This is a genomic window from Halobacillus litoralis (assembly GCF_009856445.1).
GTDB classification, from domain to species: domain Bacteria; phylum Bacillota; class Bacilli; order Bacillales; family Halobacillaceae; genus Halobacillus; species Halobacillus litoralis.
Map to the genome: position 1 here is coordinate 193113 of NZ_WMFA01000003.1, position 17033 is coordinate 210145.

18 protein-coding genes are annotated in these 17033 nt (G+C 43.2%); 11 read left to right on the forward strand and 7 right to left on the reverse strand.

Translation table 11 applies throughout. The features are described from left to right. Window positions 1–78: 78 nt before the first annotated feature. Window positions 79–561 carry a GNAT family N-acetyltransferase gene (locus GLW00_RS11360; protein ID WP_272482817.1) on the forward strand — a complete coding sequence of 161 codons (483 nt, stop codon included), beginning with the start codon at window positions 79–81 and terminating at the stop codon, window positions 559–561. Window positions 562–600: 39 nt separating this feature from the next. Here the strand turns inward: GLW00_RS11360 and GLW00_RS11365 are convergent, their stop codons facing one another. From GLW00_RS11365 to GLW00_RS11385, 5 genes are all read right to left on the reverse strand, one after another. Continuing rightward, window positions 601–1593, reverse strand: a complete 993-nt coding sequence (locus GLW00_RS11365) for a Gfo/Idh/MocA family protein (protein WP_160914146.1) — start codon at window positions 1591–1593, stop codon at window positions 601–603. A 12-nt stretch (window positions 1594–1605) separates the two neighbouring features. After that, on the reverse strand, window positions 1606–2427 hold the full coding sequence (locus GLW00_RS11370; RefSeq protein WP_160914148.1) for an STAS domain-containing protein: 822 nt from the start codon (window positions 2425–2427) through the stop codon (window positions 1606–1608). Between the two features lie 179 nt (window positions 2428–2606). Continuing rightward, a complete protein-coding gene (locus GLW00_RS11375; RefSeq protein ID WP_160914150.1) occupies window positions 2607–3356 on the reverse strand; it encodes a YybI family spore inner coat protein in 750 nt (249 codons plus the stop codon). Window positions 3357–3454: 98 nt separating this feature from the next. Continuing rightward, the gene (locus GLW00_RS11380) at window positions 3455–3910 is read right to left on the reverse strand and encodes a hypothetical protein (RefSeq protein WP_160914152.1); all 456 of its coding nucleotides are present in this window, start codon (window positions 3908–3910) and stop codon (window positions 3455–3457) included. A gap of 229 nt (window positions 3911–4139) precedes the next feature. Next, on the reverse strand, window positions 4140–4988 hold the full coding sequence (locus GLW00_RS11385) for a DUF1206 domain-containing protein (protein ID WP_160914154.1): 849 nt from the start codon (window positions 4986–4988) through the stop codon (window positions 4140–4142). A gap of 116 nt (window positions 4989–5104) precedes the next feature. On the opposite strand from GLW00_RS11385, the gene GLW00_RS11390 reads away from it, so the two are divergent. Beyond that, window positions 5105–5335, forward strand: a complete 231-nt coding sequence (locus GLW00_RS11390) for an excisionase family DNA-binding protein (RefSeq protein WP_160914156.1) — start codon at window positions 5105–5107, stop codon at window positions 5333–5335. A gap of 100 nt (window positions 5336–5435) precedes the next feature. Here the strand turns inward: GLW00_RS11390 and GLW00_RS11395 are convergent, their stop codons facing one another. After that, entirely contained in the window at window positions 5436–5816 is a 381-nt protein-coding gene (locus GLW00_RS11395; RefSeq protein ID WP_160914158.1) for a RidA family protein, read from the reverse strand. Window positions 5817–6092: 276 nt separating this feature from the next. Between GLW00_RS11395 and GLW00_RS11400 the strand changes: the two genes are divergently transcribed. The 3 genes from GLW00_RS11400 (at window position 6093) to GLW00_RS11410 (ending at window position 9905) form a co-directional block, all read left to right on the forward strand. Then, the gene (locus GLW00_RS11400) at window positions 6093–6260 is read left to right on the forward strand and encodes an aspartyl-phosphate phosphatase Spo0E family protein (RefSeq protein WP_160914160.1); all 168 of its coding nucleotides are present in this window, start codon (window positions 6093–6095) and stop codon (window positions 6258–6260) included. A gap of 364 nt (window positions 6261–6624) precedes the next feature. Continuing rightward, window positions 6625–8070, forward strand: a complete 1446-nt coding sequence (locus GLW00_RS11405) for a carbon starvation CstA family protein (protein WP_160914161.1) — start codon at window positions 6625–6627, stop codon at window positions 8068–8070. Between the two features lie 890 nt (window positions 8071–8960). Continuing rightward, a complete protein-coding gene (locus GLW00_RS11410) occupies window positions 8961–9905 on the forward strand; it encodes an ATP-grasp domain-containing protein (protein ID WP_160914163.1) in 945 nt (314 codons plus the stop codon). Window positions 9906–9941: 36 nt separating this feature from the next. On the opposite strand, the gene GLW00_RS11415 is transcribed toward GLW00_RS11410, so the two are convergent. Next, window positions 9942–11000 carry an NAD(P)/FAD-dependent oxidoreductase gene (locus GLW00_RS11415; protein ID WP_160914165.1) on the reverse strand — a complete coding sequence of 353 codons (1059 nt, stop codon included), beginning with the start codon at window positions 10998–11000 and terminating at the stop codon, window positions 9942–9944. Between the two features lie 471 nt (window positions 11001–11471). On the opposite strand from GLW00_RS11415, the gene GLW00_RS11420 reads away from it, so the two are divergent. The 6 genes from GLW00_RS11420 (at window position 11472) to GLW00_RS11445 (ending at window position 16953) form a co-directional block, all read left to right on the forward strand. Continuing rightward, on the forward strand, window positions 11472–12539 hold the full coding sequence (locus GLW00_RS11420; RefSeq protein WP_160914167.1) for a C45 family autoproteolytic acyltransferase/hydrolase: 1068 nt from the start codon (window positions 11472–11474) through the stop codon (window positions 12537–12539). Next, on the forward strand, window positions 12536–13051 hold the full coding sequence (locus tag GLW00_RS11425; protein WP_160914169.1) for a GNAT family N-acetyltransferase: 516 nt from the start codon (window positions 12536–12538) through the stop codon (window positions 13049–13051). The genes GLW00_RS11420 and GLW00_RS11425 overlap by 4 nt, the downstream gene beginning before the upstream one ends. A 13-nt stretch (window positions 13052–13064) precedes the next feature. After that, on the forward strand, window positions 13065–13736 hold the full coding sequence (locus GLW00_RS11430) for a Dph6-related ATP pyrophosphatase (protein WP_160914170.1): 672 nt from the start codon (window positions 13065–13067) through the stop codon (window positions 13734–13736). Window positions 13737–13789: 53 nt separating this feature from the next. Next, a complete protein-coding gene (fabI, locus tag GLW00_RS11435) occupies window positions 13790–14569 on the forward strand; it encodes an enoyl-ACP reductase FabI (RefSeq protein ID WP_160914171.1) in 780 nt (259 codons plus the stop codon). 130 nt (window positions 14570–14699) lie between these two features. Next, window positions 14700–16076 carry a Glu/Leu/Phe/Val family dehydrogenase gene (locus tag GLW00_RS11440; RefSeq protein ID WP_160914172.1) on the forward strand — a complete coding sequence of 459 codons (1377 nt, stop codon included), beginning with the start codon at window positions 14700–14702 and terminating at the stop codon, window positions 16074–16076. 100 nt (window positions 16077–16176) lie between these two features. After that, window positions 16177–16953 (forward strand): 3-hydroxybutyrate dehydrogenase, encoded by a 777-nt coding sequence (locus tag GLW00_RS11445; RefSeq protein WP_160914173.1) that lies wholly within the window; start codon window positions 16177–16179, stop codon window positions 16951–16953. Window positions 16954–17033: the final 80 nt, after the last annotated feature.

The following is a 17033-nucleotide window of genomic DNA, read 5'->3' on the forward strand; positions in this document are numbered from 1 at the left end:
AATAATCACAGTACCAGGCGTTCCGTCTGGTACTGAATTTATGTGTTCCGGGTTTATTCTTAAAGAGGAGATTGATTTATGGAAGTTTCCATTGAAGACATTAACCACAGTCACGTTGAAGTGTTGCATAAGTGGGAAATGGATGAAAAATTACAAGTGCAGACAGGTGTGGATGTTCCACGTACATATGAGCAATTTCTTAATGCTTATGAAGCCTACTTCAATGGTGAAAAACCGAATTTGTACATGAAAGCTGTGGTTTTGGGTGAACGCTTAATTGGAAAAGTGGAATTGTTTCGAACGCCAGAGAGGGATTTTATCGGTATGGTGATCGCAGAAAAGAGGAACTGTGGGGTTGGAACTGAGGCCTTGCATTTATTTCTTGAAGAGATTCAGACTCTTTTTGGCATGGAGAACGTTTTCGCTGAAGTTTATGAGGATAATCAGGGAAGCTTACGCTTTTTTGAAAAGAATGGATTTAGACCCACTGGGGAAATGATAGAGGAATGGTTTCGAGGTAAGAAAAGGCCATTAGTAACATTAAAAAAAGAGCTGAAATAACACCTGATCCATCATGTACATGATGGGTCAGGCGTTTTTTTATTCAATGATTATTCTCTTATCATTTTTGTGTGAAAGAGCGGCTGCTTCATTGACGGAGGTCAAGCGAAGAGCATCTTCTTTCGTAATGTCCGGGTTCTTTTGAAGGAGGATATCATCCACCCATTGCTGCATAGGAGAGCGCGTGGCGGGAGGGAGGTCAGGGGACGTCCACTCATCCATTCCGTGGGTACGGCTTTTGATCCGCACTTCGCTTCCCTCCACCATAAGTGTCCCGTTCGTTCCGTAAATTTCGAGCTGGAAAGGGCTTCCGGATGATACAAAACTTGATTCCAATACTGCCAGGATACCAGATTCATATTCTACCGTGGCGATAGAGTGGTCATCCACACCGCGCCCCATGAGTGAATGCAGCTGGGCAGACACAGCCTTGGGTTCTCCGGCAAGGCGATTTGCTAAATAAATCGGGTGGGCTCCAAGGTCGATTAATGTACCGCCTCCACATTGGTCCTTGTCAAAAAAACGTTCTGGGAGCCAGCCGTTTTTATGGTCTTCATTGGGTACCGCTCCATTATGGGCCACACGGCAGCGGATCATATTGACAGTTCCCAGTGTACCGTCATTGATGATTTTTTGAGCATAAAGATAATAACGGGAAGTTAATCTCGGTAAGGAGATCATAAATTTCACGCCAGCATTTTCAATAGTAGAGAAAATTTCTTCATCATCCGTTCTATTGAAGGAGAGGACTTTCTCTGTGTAAATATGCTTTCCGTGGTTTGCGGCGGCCGTGATGATTTCCTTATGGGCGTTTGTTGGACTTGTGACAATGACACCATCAATTTCTGGATCTGAAAGTACGCGTTCCAGTTGGTCATCAAAAGGTACTCCGAGTTCTTCTGCCCAGATTTTCCCCCGCTCTACATCTTCATCCCAAACTTTCGAAATGGAAACAGAAGGATTTTCGGAGGCTTCACGTGCATAATCAACCGCATGCACGTGCCACTTGCTTAATAAAGCTACGCGAATCATCGGTTCAGCTCCTTAATCGTTATCATTAATGGTAATTAAAGCCTGCTTAAGATCATTAAAGGTCTCAAGTTCCTCGAAGTTCATTTCAGACTGGATAGCTGCAATCGCCATTTCTGTTCTTATCCCGGTCAACACCGTTCTCGTTCCCAGTAATTTAATGGTTTTTGTCAAATTGAACAAATCATTTATGAAAACTTCATTGAACGTAGCGATTCCTGAAAAATCAATGAAAAGCAGCCTTAATCCATGCTCTTTGATTTTATGTAGCGTATGATCCTTGACCACATCAAAACGTTCCGTGGAAAATTCTCCAACTAATGGAAGGACGGCTTGAAATTCATCGATTAGAACGACAGGGGTGGAAACGGAATTCAAATGCTTTTCCATTTCTTCATGTTCTCTTTCTTTTGTTTTATTATAACTGTCTGTCGTAGCTCGAATCGCAGCATCAAAGGCGTTCACAACTTCTTCCGCCACGACAAAGCCTTCTTCTATTTTTGCCTCCTGAATGAGGTTGGAACTCCTCATGTGCTTCATAAGAGAAAGACGGAAAACACTCAGCACATCTACGGTTTGTTTTAAAAGGACCCCTTTAGAGTAGAGGTAATTTTCGGTGTCGTAACCAATGGCAGCTGCATTCGCTTCATCCGGGTGCTGCAGAAGACTTTTGGCTACGCGGTCAAGAAGTAGACGAAGCATTTCAAAATGGTAATTCAGATCTTGATCTGTATAGTTGATTTGAAGCTTGTCCAAGGTTTTTGGGAGTAATTCGTTCACCAATGTGGTTTGGTTATCATTAAAATATTGGGCTAAACGTTCATTTAATCGTTCCATATCGTTCTCCTTCCATTAACGTTAGTTTTTCTTATACCCCATTTTATCTTAGTATAACGATGAATGTGAAATTTTCATCATGAATTTCTTCAGTAATTGAAGTGCCAGGGAATCAATCATGTACCTGGTACCAGAAAGATTGAATAAAGGACCAGGTACAAGGGGGATTAGTGCCAGGTTTACACGTCCGTGCTCATTCCTAAAACTGCCACATATTGATTATCAAAAAAAGGGACAAAACCACTGTCTTTCCACGTCAGCGGGGTTTGAACCAAACCCAGTCCATCTGCATTATATTGTCCGATAATTCGCTGGAAAGCGAACAACTCATAAACCCCGTCACCGTCAAAATCAACAGGGTAAAGGGTATTCAATCCGGAGACGGAGCCCTGGAGCGGTGCTTTTAATGTCCCATCCTTATTATAAAGTTCTGATAGATAGTCTGAGTCTCTGTTGCTAAGGTTGATAATAAAAGTTAGACCAAGAGTCTTGTTCAGGACTTCGACTTTATACTGGTCTTGATAGTTGACTTCATATTCGTATGTTTCATCAAATGTTTCGTAGTCGAAGAGGACTTGTGCTTGGTTGTTTAAAAAAGAATACAAATAATAGAATCCATAACCGCCGCTACCGCCAGAGTCCATGCTAATCAAAATGTCATCGACGCCATTCCCTGTGAAGTCCCCAAGAAAAAGTCGTGGTTGATAAGCCGTGTTCGTTTTTAACGGGACGCTATAAAAAAGGTTTGTATGGCCATCCTGAATGATCAGAGTGATGTTTATAATATAAGGACTGTCCGGTGTTTTTTCACCGACTAGATAAACTTGATCTTCGATAAAGTCTCCATTTACATCACCCTTAGCATAGGAAAGAATGTTTGAAGTTGCTGAGGGTTGCTGCTGCCTGTAAAAATAGGGGTACGTGTACATGAGACTACCACCTTTTTTTAATACTTTATGCAAAATGGGCGTGACGTGACAATTATGCAAGATATAAAAAAGAGCCGTATATAACGGCTCAGGAATCATTAAAGGCGGTTGAAGCCTTCCTGCTCAAGGAAGTTTACTGCTTCTTCGTAGGAATTGAACGTGCCTTCCAGCTGTTCTTCCGCGTACACATGAAAGCCATCTTCTTCACGCATAAGAACCAGGGACTGGTCGTTGTCGTTCAGCCATTCCTCCATGACTGGATTTTTTTCAGCAGGGGAGAGGGACAAGGATTCGATCGCATCCCGGATCAACGTGCGGAGTTCATCACGGCCGATCTCCTTTATATTGACCATCCCTTTGTCGTCTGTATTATAACCATCCATTTCCCCGGCATAAACAAAACCGTTGCCATTCGGGTGGAGGCGGTAGACCACAATTTTTTTATCATAGACGCTCTCTTCATAATGGAAATTCACTCTTTCGAGAGAAATCTCTTTCTTATCAAGTTCAGGAAATTCCTCAATGATGTTCAGTTTTTCTTCAAATGTAAGCATAAGCTCCTCCTGAGGTGTTTTTTAGTAGCCCTAGTATAGCATAAGGAGAGGCGTAAACGCTTTGTTGCTTTCAGATAATAATTATGGTATATTATTTGAGCGATGAGCTGTTTGTGTAAGACGAAGTACATGCTTTTTATAAAGCTAAACGACGAATGTGGTCGTCGGTATATTCGCGACAAAAATCAAAAGCCTTTCCTCACTGAGGAAAGGCTTTTTCTAATGGGATTTATTTTTTTCCGAAGTTCATGCGTGCGTAACGTCCACGCACCATTTGGTAGACGCCATATAAAACTAATCCAACCGCAGCTATTCCCAGTAATATTTGCCCGAAAGGCTGTTGGGCAATTTCAGAAAGTGCCCCGTCCAGCCCTTTGGCCTCATCAGGGTTTGCAGTCAAGGCGGTTTGAATGAAAAAGAATCCGATGAGCCCGAGTACGATGCCCCGTGCGGATAATCCGAATTTTCCGGATTTTTCGGCTACATTCCTTTTATGACGGTCCATTTCACCTGTATTCATTTTTTTCATAAATTTCCCTGTGCTGCCTTGATAAATTTCATAAAGACCATACCCGATAACAATAGCTCCAAGAAGTCCGACAAGCCACTGGCCAAAAGGCTGGGATAAGAGTTTAGCTGAGAGCGTCTGCTCTGAGTTACCGCTGCTGGAACCAGCATTGAGTGCGATTTTAATGGCATTAAAAGCCAGGGAACCGTAAATGACAGCACCAACAATGTACCCGAACCGAGTAATCAATCCTTTCCCATCTGTTCCTTCGTTGTTGGGGTCCATGATGGATTTTGTAGCGAGCCAGGAAATATATCCGACCAAACCAATACCAATAATCCAAAGTAATATTTCTCCAAAAGCGACACCGGCAAGGGAGCGGAACAATCCGTTCGTTCCGGTAGTTTTTCCGCCCACGCCAATAGCGGCCATCAGAGTTAATATCCCAATCAGGGCATAAACAATCCCCTTGGCCATGTACCCGATTCTTCCGAACCTCCTTACCCAAGGTTTGATTTCTTCACTTGCTTCTGAACGCTTACTTTTGTTTGTGGCCATCGTAGAAGCCATAGTATCCCTCTCATTTCGTTGATATATTTTCTAATGTAATTCCCACATTTATAGAAAAAGAAACTTTCCGTAAAAAAAGAAATGATATAATGCAAGGGAAAGAAGGGTGACAGGTTATGTATTTAACAGTTGAAGAAACAGCAGAATATCTCGATCTTCCTGAAGACTACCTCAGGCATTTGATTTTGAATCATAAAATTAAAGCCATCCATGATGGAAGGCAGTATTTAATCAATAAGAACCAATTCCACAATCATCTGGAACAGATAGAGAACTACCGGAAAATGATTCAAGAATATTTGAGTGAACCACTCCCTGAGGATCCGGATGTTAAAGATGAAGATTAATGATTAAAACAAAAAAGAAGCAGAGCCTGATGAGCTCTGCTTCTTTTGGAATAAAGTGGACACAAAAACACGTTGATGTTCGAATATTATGAATGCAGATTCACTCTCGCGTAGCAATCGCTTCTATTTCCACTTTTGCTCCTTTAGGGAGTTTGCTAACTTCTACAGCTGCACGGGCAGGATACGGTTCAGCCAAATAACTCGCATACACATCGTTGACCACTGCAAAATCATCCATGGAGTCCAAGTATATGTTCATTTTTACAACATTTTTGAAAGAGAGGTCTGCTTCTTCCAGTATTGCACGAATGTTTTTCATAACCTGGTGTGTCTGTTCTGTAATATCACTAGAAACAAATTCCATTGTCTCAGGATCTAGAGGGATCATACCAGAAATAAATACGATATGTCCAAGGTCTGTGGCTTGAGAATATGGACCAATCGCACTTGGTGCTTGATTTGTAGAAACAGCTTTAAACATGAATGCCACTCCTTTATGTAGGTTTTATTCATCCTATCATGATTTTTGTGATAGAGAAATAGAATCATTCCCCGGGAAATGTCGACAATTTTTTTGTAATCTCTATGAAAGTACTGAAAAATGGCGAAAAAGACTTATACAGGAATATTTTTGTCCGATATTATATGTAGAGAAAAAGGTAATTAATAGGAAGAATAATTATTTTTGGAAAATATTTTTAAATAGTAGTTTAGAGTGGTTTATTTAGGGTAAGGTACGAGTGAAGGAGCTGAGATCATGCCTTATAAAGAACGTTTAGAAAAGCAAATAGAAGAATTAAGAACGCGCATGTATGAGATTTATAACAATAATCCAACGGATGCTGAACTATTGAGAATTTCACAAGAGTTAGATGATCTACTGAATCGTTTTAGTGAACATAGACAATACCAATGCTCTAATTAAATGATATGAATACATAGGGCCTTAGGTGTTTGAAACGCTGCAGTCACTATGGTATCTTTAAAACAATGCCACCCTTGCAATCGAAACGACTGCGGGAAACTTAACCATTTCTATAGGGTGGCAGGTTACATAACAAACCTGAAAACTTCTGCGTTAAATCGCAGGAGTTTTTTTGTGCTCAATTAACCTTGCCATGCATCGCATTGGAATCAGGATGATTCCTATAAGTAAGGGAATTTTCATGGAATCGCTTTATATTTAAGAAAAAAAAGATAAAAATATAAATATTCAGAAAAAGGGTTGTGATTCGACATAATCATCGCTAGAATACTCCTTACATTCAATTTTGAAAGGAGGCTCAGCGATGATCACATTTATCGCATCTATTGTTTTACTTGTCGTCGGATATCTTTTTTATGCAAAGGTGGTTGAACGAATTTTTGGGATCAATGATCAAAAAAACACACCTGCATATGAAAAGAACGATGGTTTTGACTATGTGCCTATGAGCTGGTGGAAAGCGAGTCTTATCCAGCTATTAAATATCGCTGGGCTTGGACCTATATTCGGAGCCGTGATGGGAGCGTTATACGGTCCCGTAGCTTTTATCTGGATCGTTGTGGGCTCCATTTTTGCAGGAGCTGTCCATGACTATTTCTCAGGAATGCTTTCCCTTCGTCACGATGGTGCCCAATACCCGACGCTTGTCGGAAAATACTTAGGCCGCCCTGCCCGGTCGGTGATCAATCTTCTATCTATTGGTCTTATGGTCTTGGTTGCCGCAGCATTCACAGCCGGCCCGGCTCAATTAATGGCAGAAATCACGCCCCTGGGATTTTTTACATCTGTTTTAATTATTTTTTCATATTTTCTTGTGGCAACCCTTTTACCCATAAACAAAATTATTGGGAAAGTGTACCCGTTTTTTGGGGCAATCTTAATCTTCATGGCTGTCTCCATCGGAGTAGGAATGTTCTTCTTTGAGCATCCGATTCCTAATCTGACGGTCAGCAACCTCCATCCAGATGAACTACCGATCTGGCCGATGCTGATGGTGACAATTTCCTGCGGAGCTATATCCGGCTTCCACAGTACTCAAAGTCCAATTCTTGCTCGAACGCTGAAAAAAGAGAGTGAAGGAAGAAAAGTATTCTATGGTGCGATGATTGCTGAAGGAATTATCGCCTTGATCTGGGCAGCTGCCGGCATGACGTTCTTCGGTAATACAGGTGGACTTCAAACAGCACTAGCTGAAGGAGGGCCAGCCGGGGTTATCAATGAAATCAGCAGTACTACCCTGGGCACGCTTGGTGGTATTCTGGCCGTTCTAGGTGTCATTATCCTGCCTATTACTACGGGCGATACGGCATTGCGATCTTCGCGTATGATGCTTGTGGACTTTGCGCGTCAGGTCAGTAAAAAGAAATTTGAAGGAAAGTGGACACCGCTATTCTTCGCGATCCCTGTTGCGATTCCAACATTCCTGTTAACACAAATGGATTACAGCTTCCTTTGGAGATATGTAGGTTGGTCCAATCAGGTGGTAGCGACAGTCATGCTTTGGACAGGAGCTATGTATTTATTGAAGAACCACAAGTTCCACTGGATCTGCAGTGTCCCCGCTCTTTTCATGACAGCTGTAGTAAGTTCTTATATTTTCTACGCTCCTGAAGGTTTTGGATTGGAGTATTCTACGTCCATGATCTTAGGTTCCATCATCTGGATTGTTGTCGCAACATGGTTTGTATGGCAAGTCATTAAACAAAAAGTAAGAAAAGAAGATCCAATCATTACATCAAAAGCAGGATAATCCAAAAGCCGCTTAACCCCATGGTTAAGCGGCTTTTAAATATTTATTAGAGATAATGGCAGGATTGTTGAAGACTCAGTTTCGAGACTTTTATTGAGTGGGTGGGGGCTACGGGGAATAGCTCGCTTTCCGCGGGAGCGCGGTGAGCCTCCTCGGACTGCGTCCTGTGGGGTCTCACCCTGCACTTTTTTCCCGCAGGAGTCTCGCCATTCCCCTCCGCCCCTTAACCAAGTATGGTTCTCGAAACCACTTCTTAAAAATTCAGCTTGTATAGTTATGAGAGGTGAAATGATATAAACTCTACCCTATTGTACGCAAATGCTTGATACAACGCACTATATGGCCGCCTAGGGGAGAAGAATTGGAACATTACTTATGAATACAGCTGTTCGAATCATCCACTTCCCTCAATCATTCAAGCTGACCATTTTAGAAGTAGTTTCGAGACACTTATAAGGTAAAGGGGCGGAGGGAAACGGTGAGACTCCTATCCTTTAGTGTGGAGGTGCCTTGGTCAGCGGCGTATGGACTGGACTGAGCTGGCGGAGATAAAGGAAACACGGAGAGCGTAGCGATTCGATGTTGACTTATCGTACAGAAGCGAGGGAAGTCTCACTAGCCGCTAGGCGCCGGAACCGGATAACCAAAAGGACGTGTGGGCAGGTGAGACCCCGGAAGGCGGAGCCTGAGGAGGCTTACCGCCCGCCCCATGGAAAGCGAACCTTTTCCCGGAGCCCCTAGAATGACACGAACATCTCGAAACTGAGTCTTCCACAAACGGGAGCGTTAGTGGAAATGGTTAATTGATTATGGTGAGCTTATTCCTAGTAACCTTATCGGTTTTTTATGATATGATAAATAACAAGAAGAAATGGAAAGGAGTCGGTTCGATGAGCAAAATTTATATTCTGCATGAGAACGATGAATGGACCGATCATTTGACGGAGCGTTTAGAAGAGCTCAATCTTCCGTATGAGCTCTGGCATTTAGATCAGGGGACGCTTGATTTGACAAGCGAGCCACCGGAAGGAATTTTTTACAACCGTATCAGTGCATCTTCTCATACAAGAAACCACCGTTACGCCCCTGAGTTTACTGAAGCTGTCCTTGCATGGCTCGAACGTCATGAACGGACCATAGTAAATGGCAGCCGGGCTTTAAGACTTGAAGTAAGCAAGGTCAATCAATATATGGCACTCAATCAAGCTGGCATTCACACACCAAAAACGATCACTGTTGCGGGGAAAGAGAATATTCTTGAGGCTGCGCGGCAAATGGACATGGAATCGTTCATAACGAAACACAACCGTGCTGGAAAAGGGCAGGGAGTTCAGCTTTTCCATTCCACAGAAGCGTTGCGTGAATACTTGGATAGTGACGCTTTCGAGGAGCCGGTTGATGGGATTACACTCATTCAACAATACATTGAAGCACCGGAGCCCTATATTGTACGACATGAATTTGTAGGCGGAAAGTTTGTATATGGAGTAAAGGTCGATACGTCTGAAGGTTTTGAACTGTGTCCGGCAGACGCTTGCTCGATTGAAGATTTGTATTGCCCGACGGACGCAGGAGCGCAAACACCAAAAGCGAAGTTTGAAGTTCTTGAAAATTACCGGCCACCCATCGTGAATGATTATGAAAAGTTCTTACAGCAAAACCACATTGACGTAGCCGGAATAGAAGCCATTCAGGATAGAGAAGGTCGGTTTTACACCTATGATGTGAACACGAATACTAATTACAATTCGGATGCTGAAGCAAAAGCAGGGATATATGGTATGCTCGAGCTGGCGAAATACCTTGGAGGTCTTTTACAAAAGTCACTCGTATAATAAAAAGATCGATCACATCCATGTGATCGATCTTTTTTAGTGACGTTTGCTCAACCAAAGAACCCCTGATTTAGCTAGGCGGGGGAGGACCCCTGTCATTGGTTTTTGAAGCATGTTGCCAAATCCGTCATTCTTTCCAAGAGAACCGAGTGCACCTTTTAACTTCACCTCAGATGGACGCTCAGGGACACGGTCTCTAAGTATGGCATTAAGTACAGCGGCTACCTTCTCACCTTGCTGACCGGCAAGCTGTGCACTGGGAGAATGTTCAGAGGCTGCGCAATCACCTACAACGTAGACATTTTGATGGGAGGGTACCTGGTAAAAATCATTGACGATCACTTTTTCCTGGTCATCCTTTTCAAAAGGAAGCTCTCTGACAAGGAAATTCGGGCGGACCCCGGCGGTCCATACAGTGACATCGTTCAAATAACAAACACCATTGTTGCATACACCGTCTTTTTCAACGTACTCTACGTTTGCGCCGTGGATGACTTCCACTTCATTATCCTTAAACCACTTCTCCACATAATCCTGGATTTTGGAATCGAAGGCTTTCAAAACCGTTTCTCCACGGTCCAACAAGCGAATGTTCAAGTCCGGCCTGCTTTCCCTGACTTCTGAAGCGACCTCAATCCCGCTTAGTCCGGCACCGACAACGGTTACCTTTCCGTACGCTCCTAGGTTGTTAATGGCAAAGCCTGCACTCCTTGCTTTCGAGAACGTCTGTACACTTTCGGTGAATTCTCGTGCGCCTTCTATGCCGTGGTAGTTATCCTCACAGCCAAGACCAATCAATAAGTAATCGTAGGGAAGGTTTTTTTCCCCGCCTTTAATTACTATGGTTTCATTTTCTGTGTCGATTTTCTCAACTTCATTGAAGACATAAGTGACTTGCTCGTGTTCAGGAAAATCAACGCGCGCGTGACGGTCAGACTCCGTTCCTGCTGCTATGGTGTAAAATTCAGTTTTTAATGAATGGTAAGGATTCCTGTCGACGACCGTGATATGTACATCTTCTGGGATTTGATCGAGCAACCCGTGCAAAGTGTTCATACCCCCATAGCCGCCCCCCAAAATAACGACTTCTTTCATCTTTGTTCCACCACCTTTTCTTAATCCCCTGTTCGAAAACGCTTTCTGATTGTTACAACCTTTAGAGTACCAAAATTACTGGCGAAAAACTAGAATGATTGAGCAAATTCTCTCATCTTTCCTTATTATTCGATTCCCTCTCCATAAATATTTAAAAGTCTAAATGTAAACTTTCCTAACAAATTCATTCACATAAGCTCCCTTTAGTTGAAGACTCAGTTTCGAGACTTTTGTTGAGTGGATGGGGGCTGCGGGGAATAGCTCGCTTTCCGCGGAAGCTCGGCGCTCTCCCACAGGAAAGCGAGTAGCTTCCCAGCCACCCCTGACGCTCAACCCTGGCAACGAACCCTAGAATCTCGAAACTGAGTCTTCCACAATCCTGCCATTATGTTTAATAACAGGAAGGGATAGTTCAATTTTGAACTGGAATCTGGTACATTGAAGGCAGAAATGGTTAGAAAGGAAACGATGATGAAAAAAATACATAGCGAAATATTGCAATTTAGAGGCACGCATTATGATTTTGGGTTTGATCAAGGACAGCGGCTGAAAGACTCGTGGACAGTAAAGAATAGAGAAAAACAATGGCGGGTGAGGAAGCCTCGTTTTATTGTAGAAGAACAGGAAGTGAAAGAAGCGATTACACGTTTTTCCCCAGGTGTATGGGAGGAGCTTCTTGGTTTGAGAGATGCTTTGGAATGGCCGATGGAAAAAGTGATGATGGAATTCGGTGGATATCGAATCGACTACAAAAGAAGTGGATGTTCGATTATGACTGGAGACGGTTATTTTATTCGAAATTACGATTACATGCCAAAGACATACGAGGGGCGTTACAGCCTTTTTCAGCCCACCGACCAAGGATACAGCATTATAGGACCGACGCAGCGTATTACGGGCCGTATGGATGGGATGAATGAAAAGGGTCTGGTGATGGGATATAACTTCATGCACCGCAAGCGCCCGGGGGACGGGTTTATTTGCTGTATGATTGGCCGCCTTGTGCTTGAGTCTTGCGCGAATGTAACGGAAGCTGTTCAAATGCTCCGTGACATCCCCCATCGCCATTCATTCAGTTACACCGTCTTCGATAAAAGCAATATGACCTATGTAGTGGAAGCCTCTCCCCGTGGGGTAGAGGTAAGGGAATCAGATGTTTGTACAAACCATTTTGAAATCATGAAAAAGGAAAATCGGAATCACCTCGTGGATTCTATGAAGCGTATGGATGCGATCCAATCGAGTCGTGAAAAGATTGAGAATGCATATGATGCCTTCCGTTTAATGAACGAAACCGATCGTGGTGTGTTTTCTAAGCTGTACAGCAACTGGGCCGGAACGATTCACACCTCCGGGTATTTACCAAAAGAAAACAAGGCATGGTTTGCTTTAGGTGGAGATCAGAAACCTGTGGAATTTGATTTCTCTCAATGGTTGAATGGAGAGGATCTTGAAGAAGAAAAGGTACACGGGGAAGTAGATACTGATATTCCTTTTGCTCACATGGAGGACGGCGCCTATTGGAGTGGGAAAAAATGACCCCGAAGAAATGTGTGATTCGTAAGGGGAAACCAGAAGATGCGCCTCATACGATGGCGTTGGCTAAGGAAATGTTAGCGGAGGGCTATGGGTTGAAACACCTGTCTGAGTTCCATGATTCCTTGGAAAAAGAAAAATCATGGATCAGCCGTTATGAAGACCCTGAGTTTTTTCTCGTAGCCGAAATGGAAGATGAGGTGGTCGGCTTTTTAAACTTTGATTTGGGTGCTCTTTCTTCTACAAGACATCAGGGCACATTCGGTGTTAATGTGAAAAGGGATGCAAGAAACAAAGGGATTGGCCGGGAACTTGTGAAGGCGATGACTGCTAGATGTCTGCGAATAGAAGGCATTGATATTATCCGGCTGCATGTAATGGAGTCCAATGCACGAGCCATCCACCTTTATGAGGATCTCGGTTTTCAAAAGGAAGGACGCTTCAAAGATTATATTCGGAAGAACGGCAGGAGTGAAAACCTGATTCATATGGCTCTGCATTTACGTTCTAAATAGGGAGTGATGATGAGTGCCTGAGAAAGTCATAGTCTCTTGGAGTGGTGGCAAGGATTCCGCCCTTGCTTTACAAAAGATGATGGAAGATGAGAAGTACGAGGTCGAGGGTCTGTTTTCAACCATTTCTGAGCAGTCTTTGCGATTACCTGTCCATGAAGTCGGGGAGAATCTGCTGATGAAGCAGGCGGAGGCCCTGGGACTCCCACTTGAAATTGTCCCGGTTCCGGAGAATGCATCAAATAAGGTTTATGAGAAGGTAATGCAAAGGATGTTCCAGGACTTTAAAGACAGAAACATTCACAAAGTGGTTTACGCCGATCTTTTCCTTGAAGATATCCGAGCGTTTCGCGATGCTTTATTGAGGAAGAATGAAATGACAGGGACCTACCCATTATGGGGAATAAGTTCTCACCAGGTAGCAGATGAAATCATTGAAAAGGGATTTCAGGCAGTGGTCACAACCGTTGATACGAAGAAGTTGGATAAAAGCTTACCCGGGGTTCTCTATAATCAGGAATTTCTGCATTCCTTGTCCCCTGAAGTTGATCCTTGCGGAGAAAACGGGGAGTTTCACACTTTCGTTTGGGGTGGTCCTCTGTTTGACGCACCTTTGAGCATTCAGCAAGGGAAGCGATTTGAGACATGGAGGGGAAGGTTTTCCCACGTAGAAATGAAGGAGAAGTAGACAACCCTCTTCGGAATAAGGTATAACTAAGAAAACACATGTTGGAGGTTACTATGGAAGATATTTTACAAATGAAAGATAAAAACATCGTTGTCATGGGTGTGGCGAACCAGCGAAGCCTTGCCTGGGGTGTGGCTAAATCCCTCTATCAGGCAGGCGCCAACGTTATTTTTACATATCGAAAAGACAGAAGTTATAAGAAACTTGAGAAGTTGCTTGCGGACGGTGGATTAGAGGCGAAAGCCATCGTTCAATGTGATGTAAACAGTGATGAAAGTATTCAACAGGCTTTTGCGGAAATTGGTGAGAAAGTCGGTGTGATTCATGGGGTTTGTCATTCCATCGCTTTTGCTCATGCGGAGGATTTGAAAGGGGATTTTGTGGATACTTCACGTGAAGGGTTCGCTTTTGCACAGGATACAAGTGCTTATTCACTTATTGCGGTAGCGAAAGCCAGTCAGCCTTATATGACAGAAGGCGGATCGATGATTGCTATGAGTTACCTTGGGGCTGAACGTGTGGTTGAAGGCTATAACGTCATGGGTGTGGCGAAGGCGTCTCTTGAAGCCACGGTTCGTTACTTGGCGTCCGATTTAGGTGAAAATCAAATCAGAGTCAATGCCATTTCGGCTGGTGCGGTACGTACACTCGCTGCTAAAGGGGTACCAAGTTTCAATGAGATTTTACACAAAATTGAAGAAACAGCTCCACTGAAAAAGAACGTGACACAAGAAGAAGTCGGAGACATGACCCTGGCAATGATGAGCCACTTATCTCGTGGAGTGACAGGAGAAATTGTCTATGTTGACTCAGGTTACAATATTTTAGGTTAATGGATAGGTCCCCTCAAGCAGGGGGCTTTTTTCTTTGCTGAAAACGTTTTACAGCTTCTGTTTGGGGAATGGACTCTTAGATAAGGAAATCCACACAGGACCAATTTATTAGAACGGAGGCTATCGGATTATGCAAAGACAACAAACCATTATCGAAGAGTCATTAAAGGCCATCATGGAGGATGAAGATTTTCTCCCGGACTTGAAAGCACAAACGCGGGAGCAAGCCTATAACTCACTGGTCGCGCTTCTATCAACTCCGAATCATATCCACAAATCTTTTCTACGCATCACTACTGAAAATGGAACGATCGTAAGGATTCCGTCATTCCGTGTCCAACATAGTGATACTGTCGGGCCTTATAAAGGCGGGATTCGTTTTCATGAATCGGTCGATGAAGATGAGGTCTCTAATTTAGCGAAACTGATGACTTTGAAAAATGCTCTGCATGAACTTCCTTTTGGTGGAGGTAAGGGTGGAGTGGTCATCAATCCTAAAGAGTACAGCATAAAAGAACTGAATTTAATTTGTAAGAAATACGTTCAATATTTTAATGATATTCTAGGGCCGGACAAGGATATTCCCGCTCCGGATGTTGGTACTGGAGAGCGGGAAATGGATTGGATGATGGGAGAGTTCAAAAACATCCATCCCGGAGAGCCCTATCGCAACAGTTTCACTGGGAAAAGCATCGTAAATGGCGGATCTCTCGGAAGAAGAGAGGCAACCGGAAAAGGGGTTTACTATACGTTCCGTTACATGTTGCATGATTTCGTCAATGAACATAAAAAATGGTTGGGCGATACGGAAAATACTTTTGCTCATACGGCTCTTGATCATGCCGGCAAAAAGTTAAAAGTAGCGGTTCAAGGCTTTGGTAACCTTGGTTCAGTTGCTGCTCTTGAGGCCTACCAATGTAATCATGTGCAAAACCGGGTAGTGGCAGTGAGCGATGCAAATGTAATGCTTTATCATTCAGATGGCCTGGATATCCCGGGACTTGTTCAGTTTGCGAAAGAGCATGATGGCGACCTGCCTTCAACTGAAGAGGACTTGAACGAACATGAGCTTGTAGCAGAGATTAAAAACAGAGATGATTTACTGGAAATGGATGTTGATGTTCTGATTTTAGCAGCGTTGGAAGATCAAATCCATAAAGATAATATGAAGAACATTCAAGCGAAAATCATTGTCGAAGGTGCTAATGGACCAATTACAGAAGAAGCAGATCGATACCTTGCGGATAAAGGTGTATTGATCGTCCCTGATATATTAGCTAATGCGGGTGGTGTCATCGTTTCCTACTACGAGTGGGTTCAGGGAAGAGAGGCACAGTTCATGACGGAGGATCAGGTGTTCGAAAGACTTTTTGATAAGCTGAAAGGTACCATGGATACGATACTGCCTCAATTTTTTGGAGATCCGTTCCCATTGAGACAGAATTGTTACATCCATTCTGTCACAAAACTTTCTACGATTATGTACCGCCAAGGAAAACTTTATTAAGTTAAAAACTCAGCCTTCCATAGGCTGAGTTTTTTTGTACATATTTTCGTAGAAAAGGGAAAATTAAAGGAAGAGTGCTTATTTTAAAGGAGGAGTTGGAATGCTTGAAGGTAGATCAGCTTTAATTACTGGTTCGGGACAGGGAATCGGACTTGAGATCGCAACAGAATTTGCAAAAGCAGGCGCGAAGGTCATGCTTAATGATATCAATGAAGAGACCCTCAACAAATCAGTAGAACAACTACGATCCCAAGGACATACGGTTGAAGGGGTCGTCGCGAACGTAGCAAAAGAAGAAGATGTAAAAAATGCAATTGAAGAAACGGTTCGTAAATTCGGGAAAATTGACATCTTAGTCAATAATGCAGGGATTCAGCATGTCGCCCCAATTGAGGAATTCCCAAGTGAAAAATATTCATTAATCCTGGATATTATGCTTAAAGGACCGTTCTATGGGACGAAGTATGCGTTCCCACACATGAAGGAACAAGGTTATGGCCGTATTTTGAACATGGCTTCCATCAATGGACTTATCGGTTTCGCAGGGAAAGCCGGGTACAACAGTGCCAAACACGGAGTGATCGGTTTAACGAAGGTAGCCGCTCTAGAGGCCGCGGACCACGGGATCACGGTAAACGCAATCTGCCCGGGATATGTGGATACTCCACTTGTCCAAAACCAGTTAGAAGACCTTGCAAAGTCGAGAAATATCGATAAGGAAAAGGCATTGGAAGAGGTTATTTATCCACTCGTACCACAAAATCGGTTGTTGAAAGTCCAGGAAATTGCAGACTATGCGATATTTCTGGTCAGTGAAAAAGCGAAAAGCATCACAGGCCAAGCAGCGGTCATCGATGGCGGATATACAGTACAATAAACAAAAAAACGTCCCTTTATAATAAAAGGGACGTTTTCTTATTTCCTCTATCAAATAAAAAGCTTCCCTCCTAAGGAGGG

Excerpts from the sequence above, each read along its gene's own strand:
- GLW00_RS11390 (WP_160914156.1), top strand. The coding sequence starts at position 5,105 with ATGTATTTAACAGTTGAAGAAACAGCAGAATATCTCGATCTTCCTGAA.
- GLW00_RS11410 (WP_160914163.1), top strand. The coding sequence starts at position 8,961 with ATGAGCAAAATTTATATTCTGCATGAGAACGATGAATGGACCGATCAT.
- GLW00_RS11395 (WP_160914158.1), bottom strand. The coding sequence starts at position 5,816 with ATGTTTAAAGCTGTTTCTACAAATCAAGCACCAAGTGCGATTGGTCCA.
- GLW00_RS11405 (WP_160914161.1), top strand. The coding sequence starts at position 6,625 with ATGATCACATTTATCGCATCTATTGTTTTACTTGTCGTCGGATATCTT.
- GLW00_RS11420 (WP_160914167.1), top strand. The coding sequence starts at position 11,472 with ATGAAAAAAATACATAGCGAAATATTGCAATTTAGAGGCACGCATTAT.
- GLW00_RS11425 (WP_160914169.1), top strand. The coding sequence starts at position 12,536 with ATGACCCCGAAGAAATGTGTGATTCGTAAGGGGAAACCAGAAGATGCG.
- GLW00_RS11360 (WP_272482817.1), top strand. The coding sequence starts at position 79 with ATGGAAGTTTCCATTGAAGACATTAACCACAGTCACGTTGAAGTGTTG.
- GLW00_RS11385 (WP_160914154.1), bottom strand. The coding sequence starts at position 4,988 with ATGGCTTCTACGATGGCCACAAACAAAAGTAAGCGTTCAGAAGCAAGT.
- GLW00_RS11380 (WP_160914152.1), bottom strand. The coding sequence starts at position 3,910 with ATGCTTACATTTGAAGAAAAACTGAACATCATTGAGGAATTTCCTGAA.
- GLW00_RS11415 (WP_160914165.1), bottom strand. The coding sequence starts at position 11,000 with ATGAAAGAAGTCGTTATTTTGGGGGGCGGCTATGGGGGTATGAACACT.
- GLW00_RS11400 (WP_160914160.1), top strand. The coding sequence starts at position 6,093 with ATGCCTTATAAAGAACGTTTAGAAAAGCAAATAGAAGAATTAAGAACG.
- fabI (WP_160914171.1), top strand. The coding sequence starts at position 13,790 with ATGGAAGATATTTTACAAATGAAAGATAAAAACATCGTTGTCATGGGT.
- GLW00_RS11445 (WP_160914173.1), top strand. The coding sequence starts at position 16,177 with ATGCTTGAAGGTAGATCAGCTTTAATTACTGGTTCGGGACAGGGAATC.
- GLW00_RS11370 (WP_160914148.1), bottom strand. The coding sequence starts at position 2,427 with ATGGAACGATTAAATGAACGTTTAGCCCAATATTTTAATGATAACCAA.
- GLW00_RS11375 (WP_160914150.1), bottom strand. The coding sequence starts at position 3,356 with ATGTACACGTACCCCTATTTTTACAGGCAGCAGCAACCCTCAGCAACT.
- GLW00_RS11365 (WP_160914146.1), bottom strand. The coding sequence starts at position 1,593 with ATGATTCGCGTAGCTTTATTAAGCAAGTGGCACGTGCATGCGGTTGAT.
- GLW00_RS11440 (WP_160914172.1), top strand. The coding sequence starts at position 14,700 with ATGCAAAGACAACAAACCATTATCGAAGAGTCATTAAAGGCCATCATG.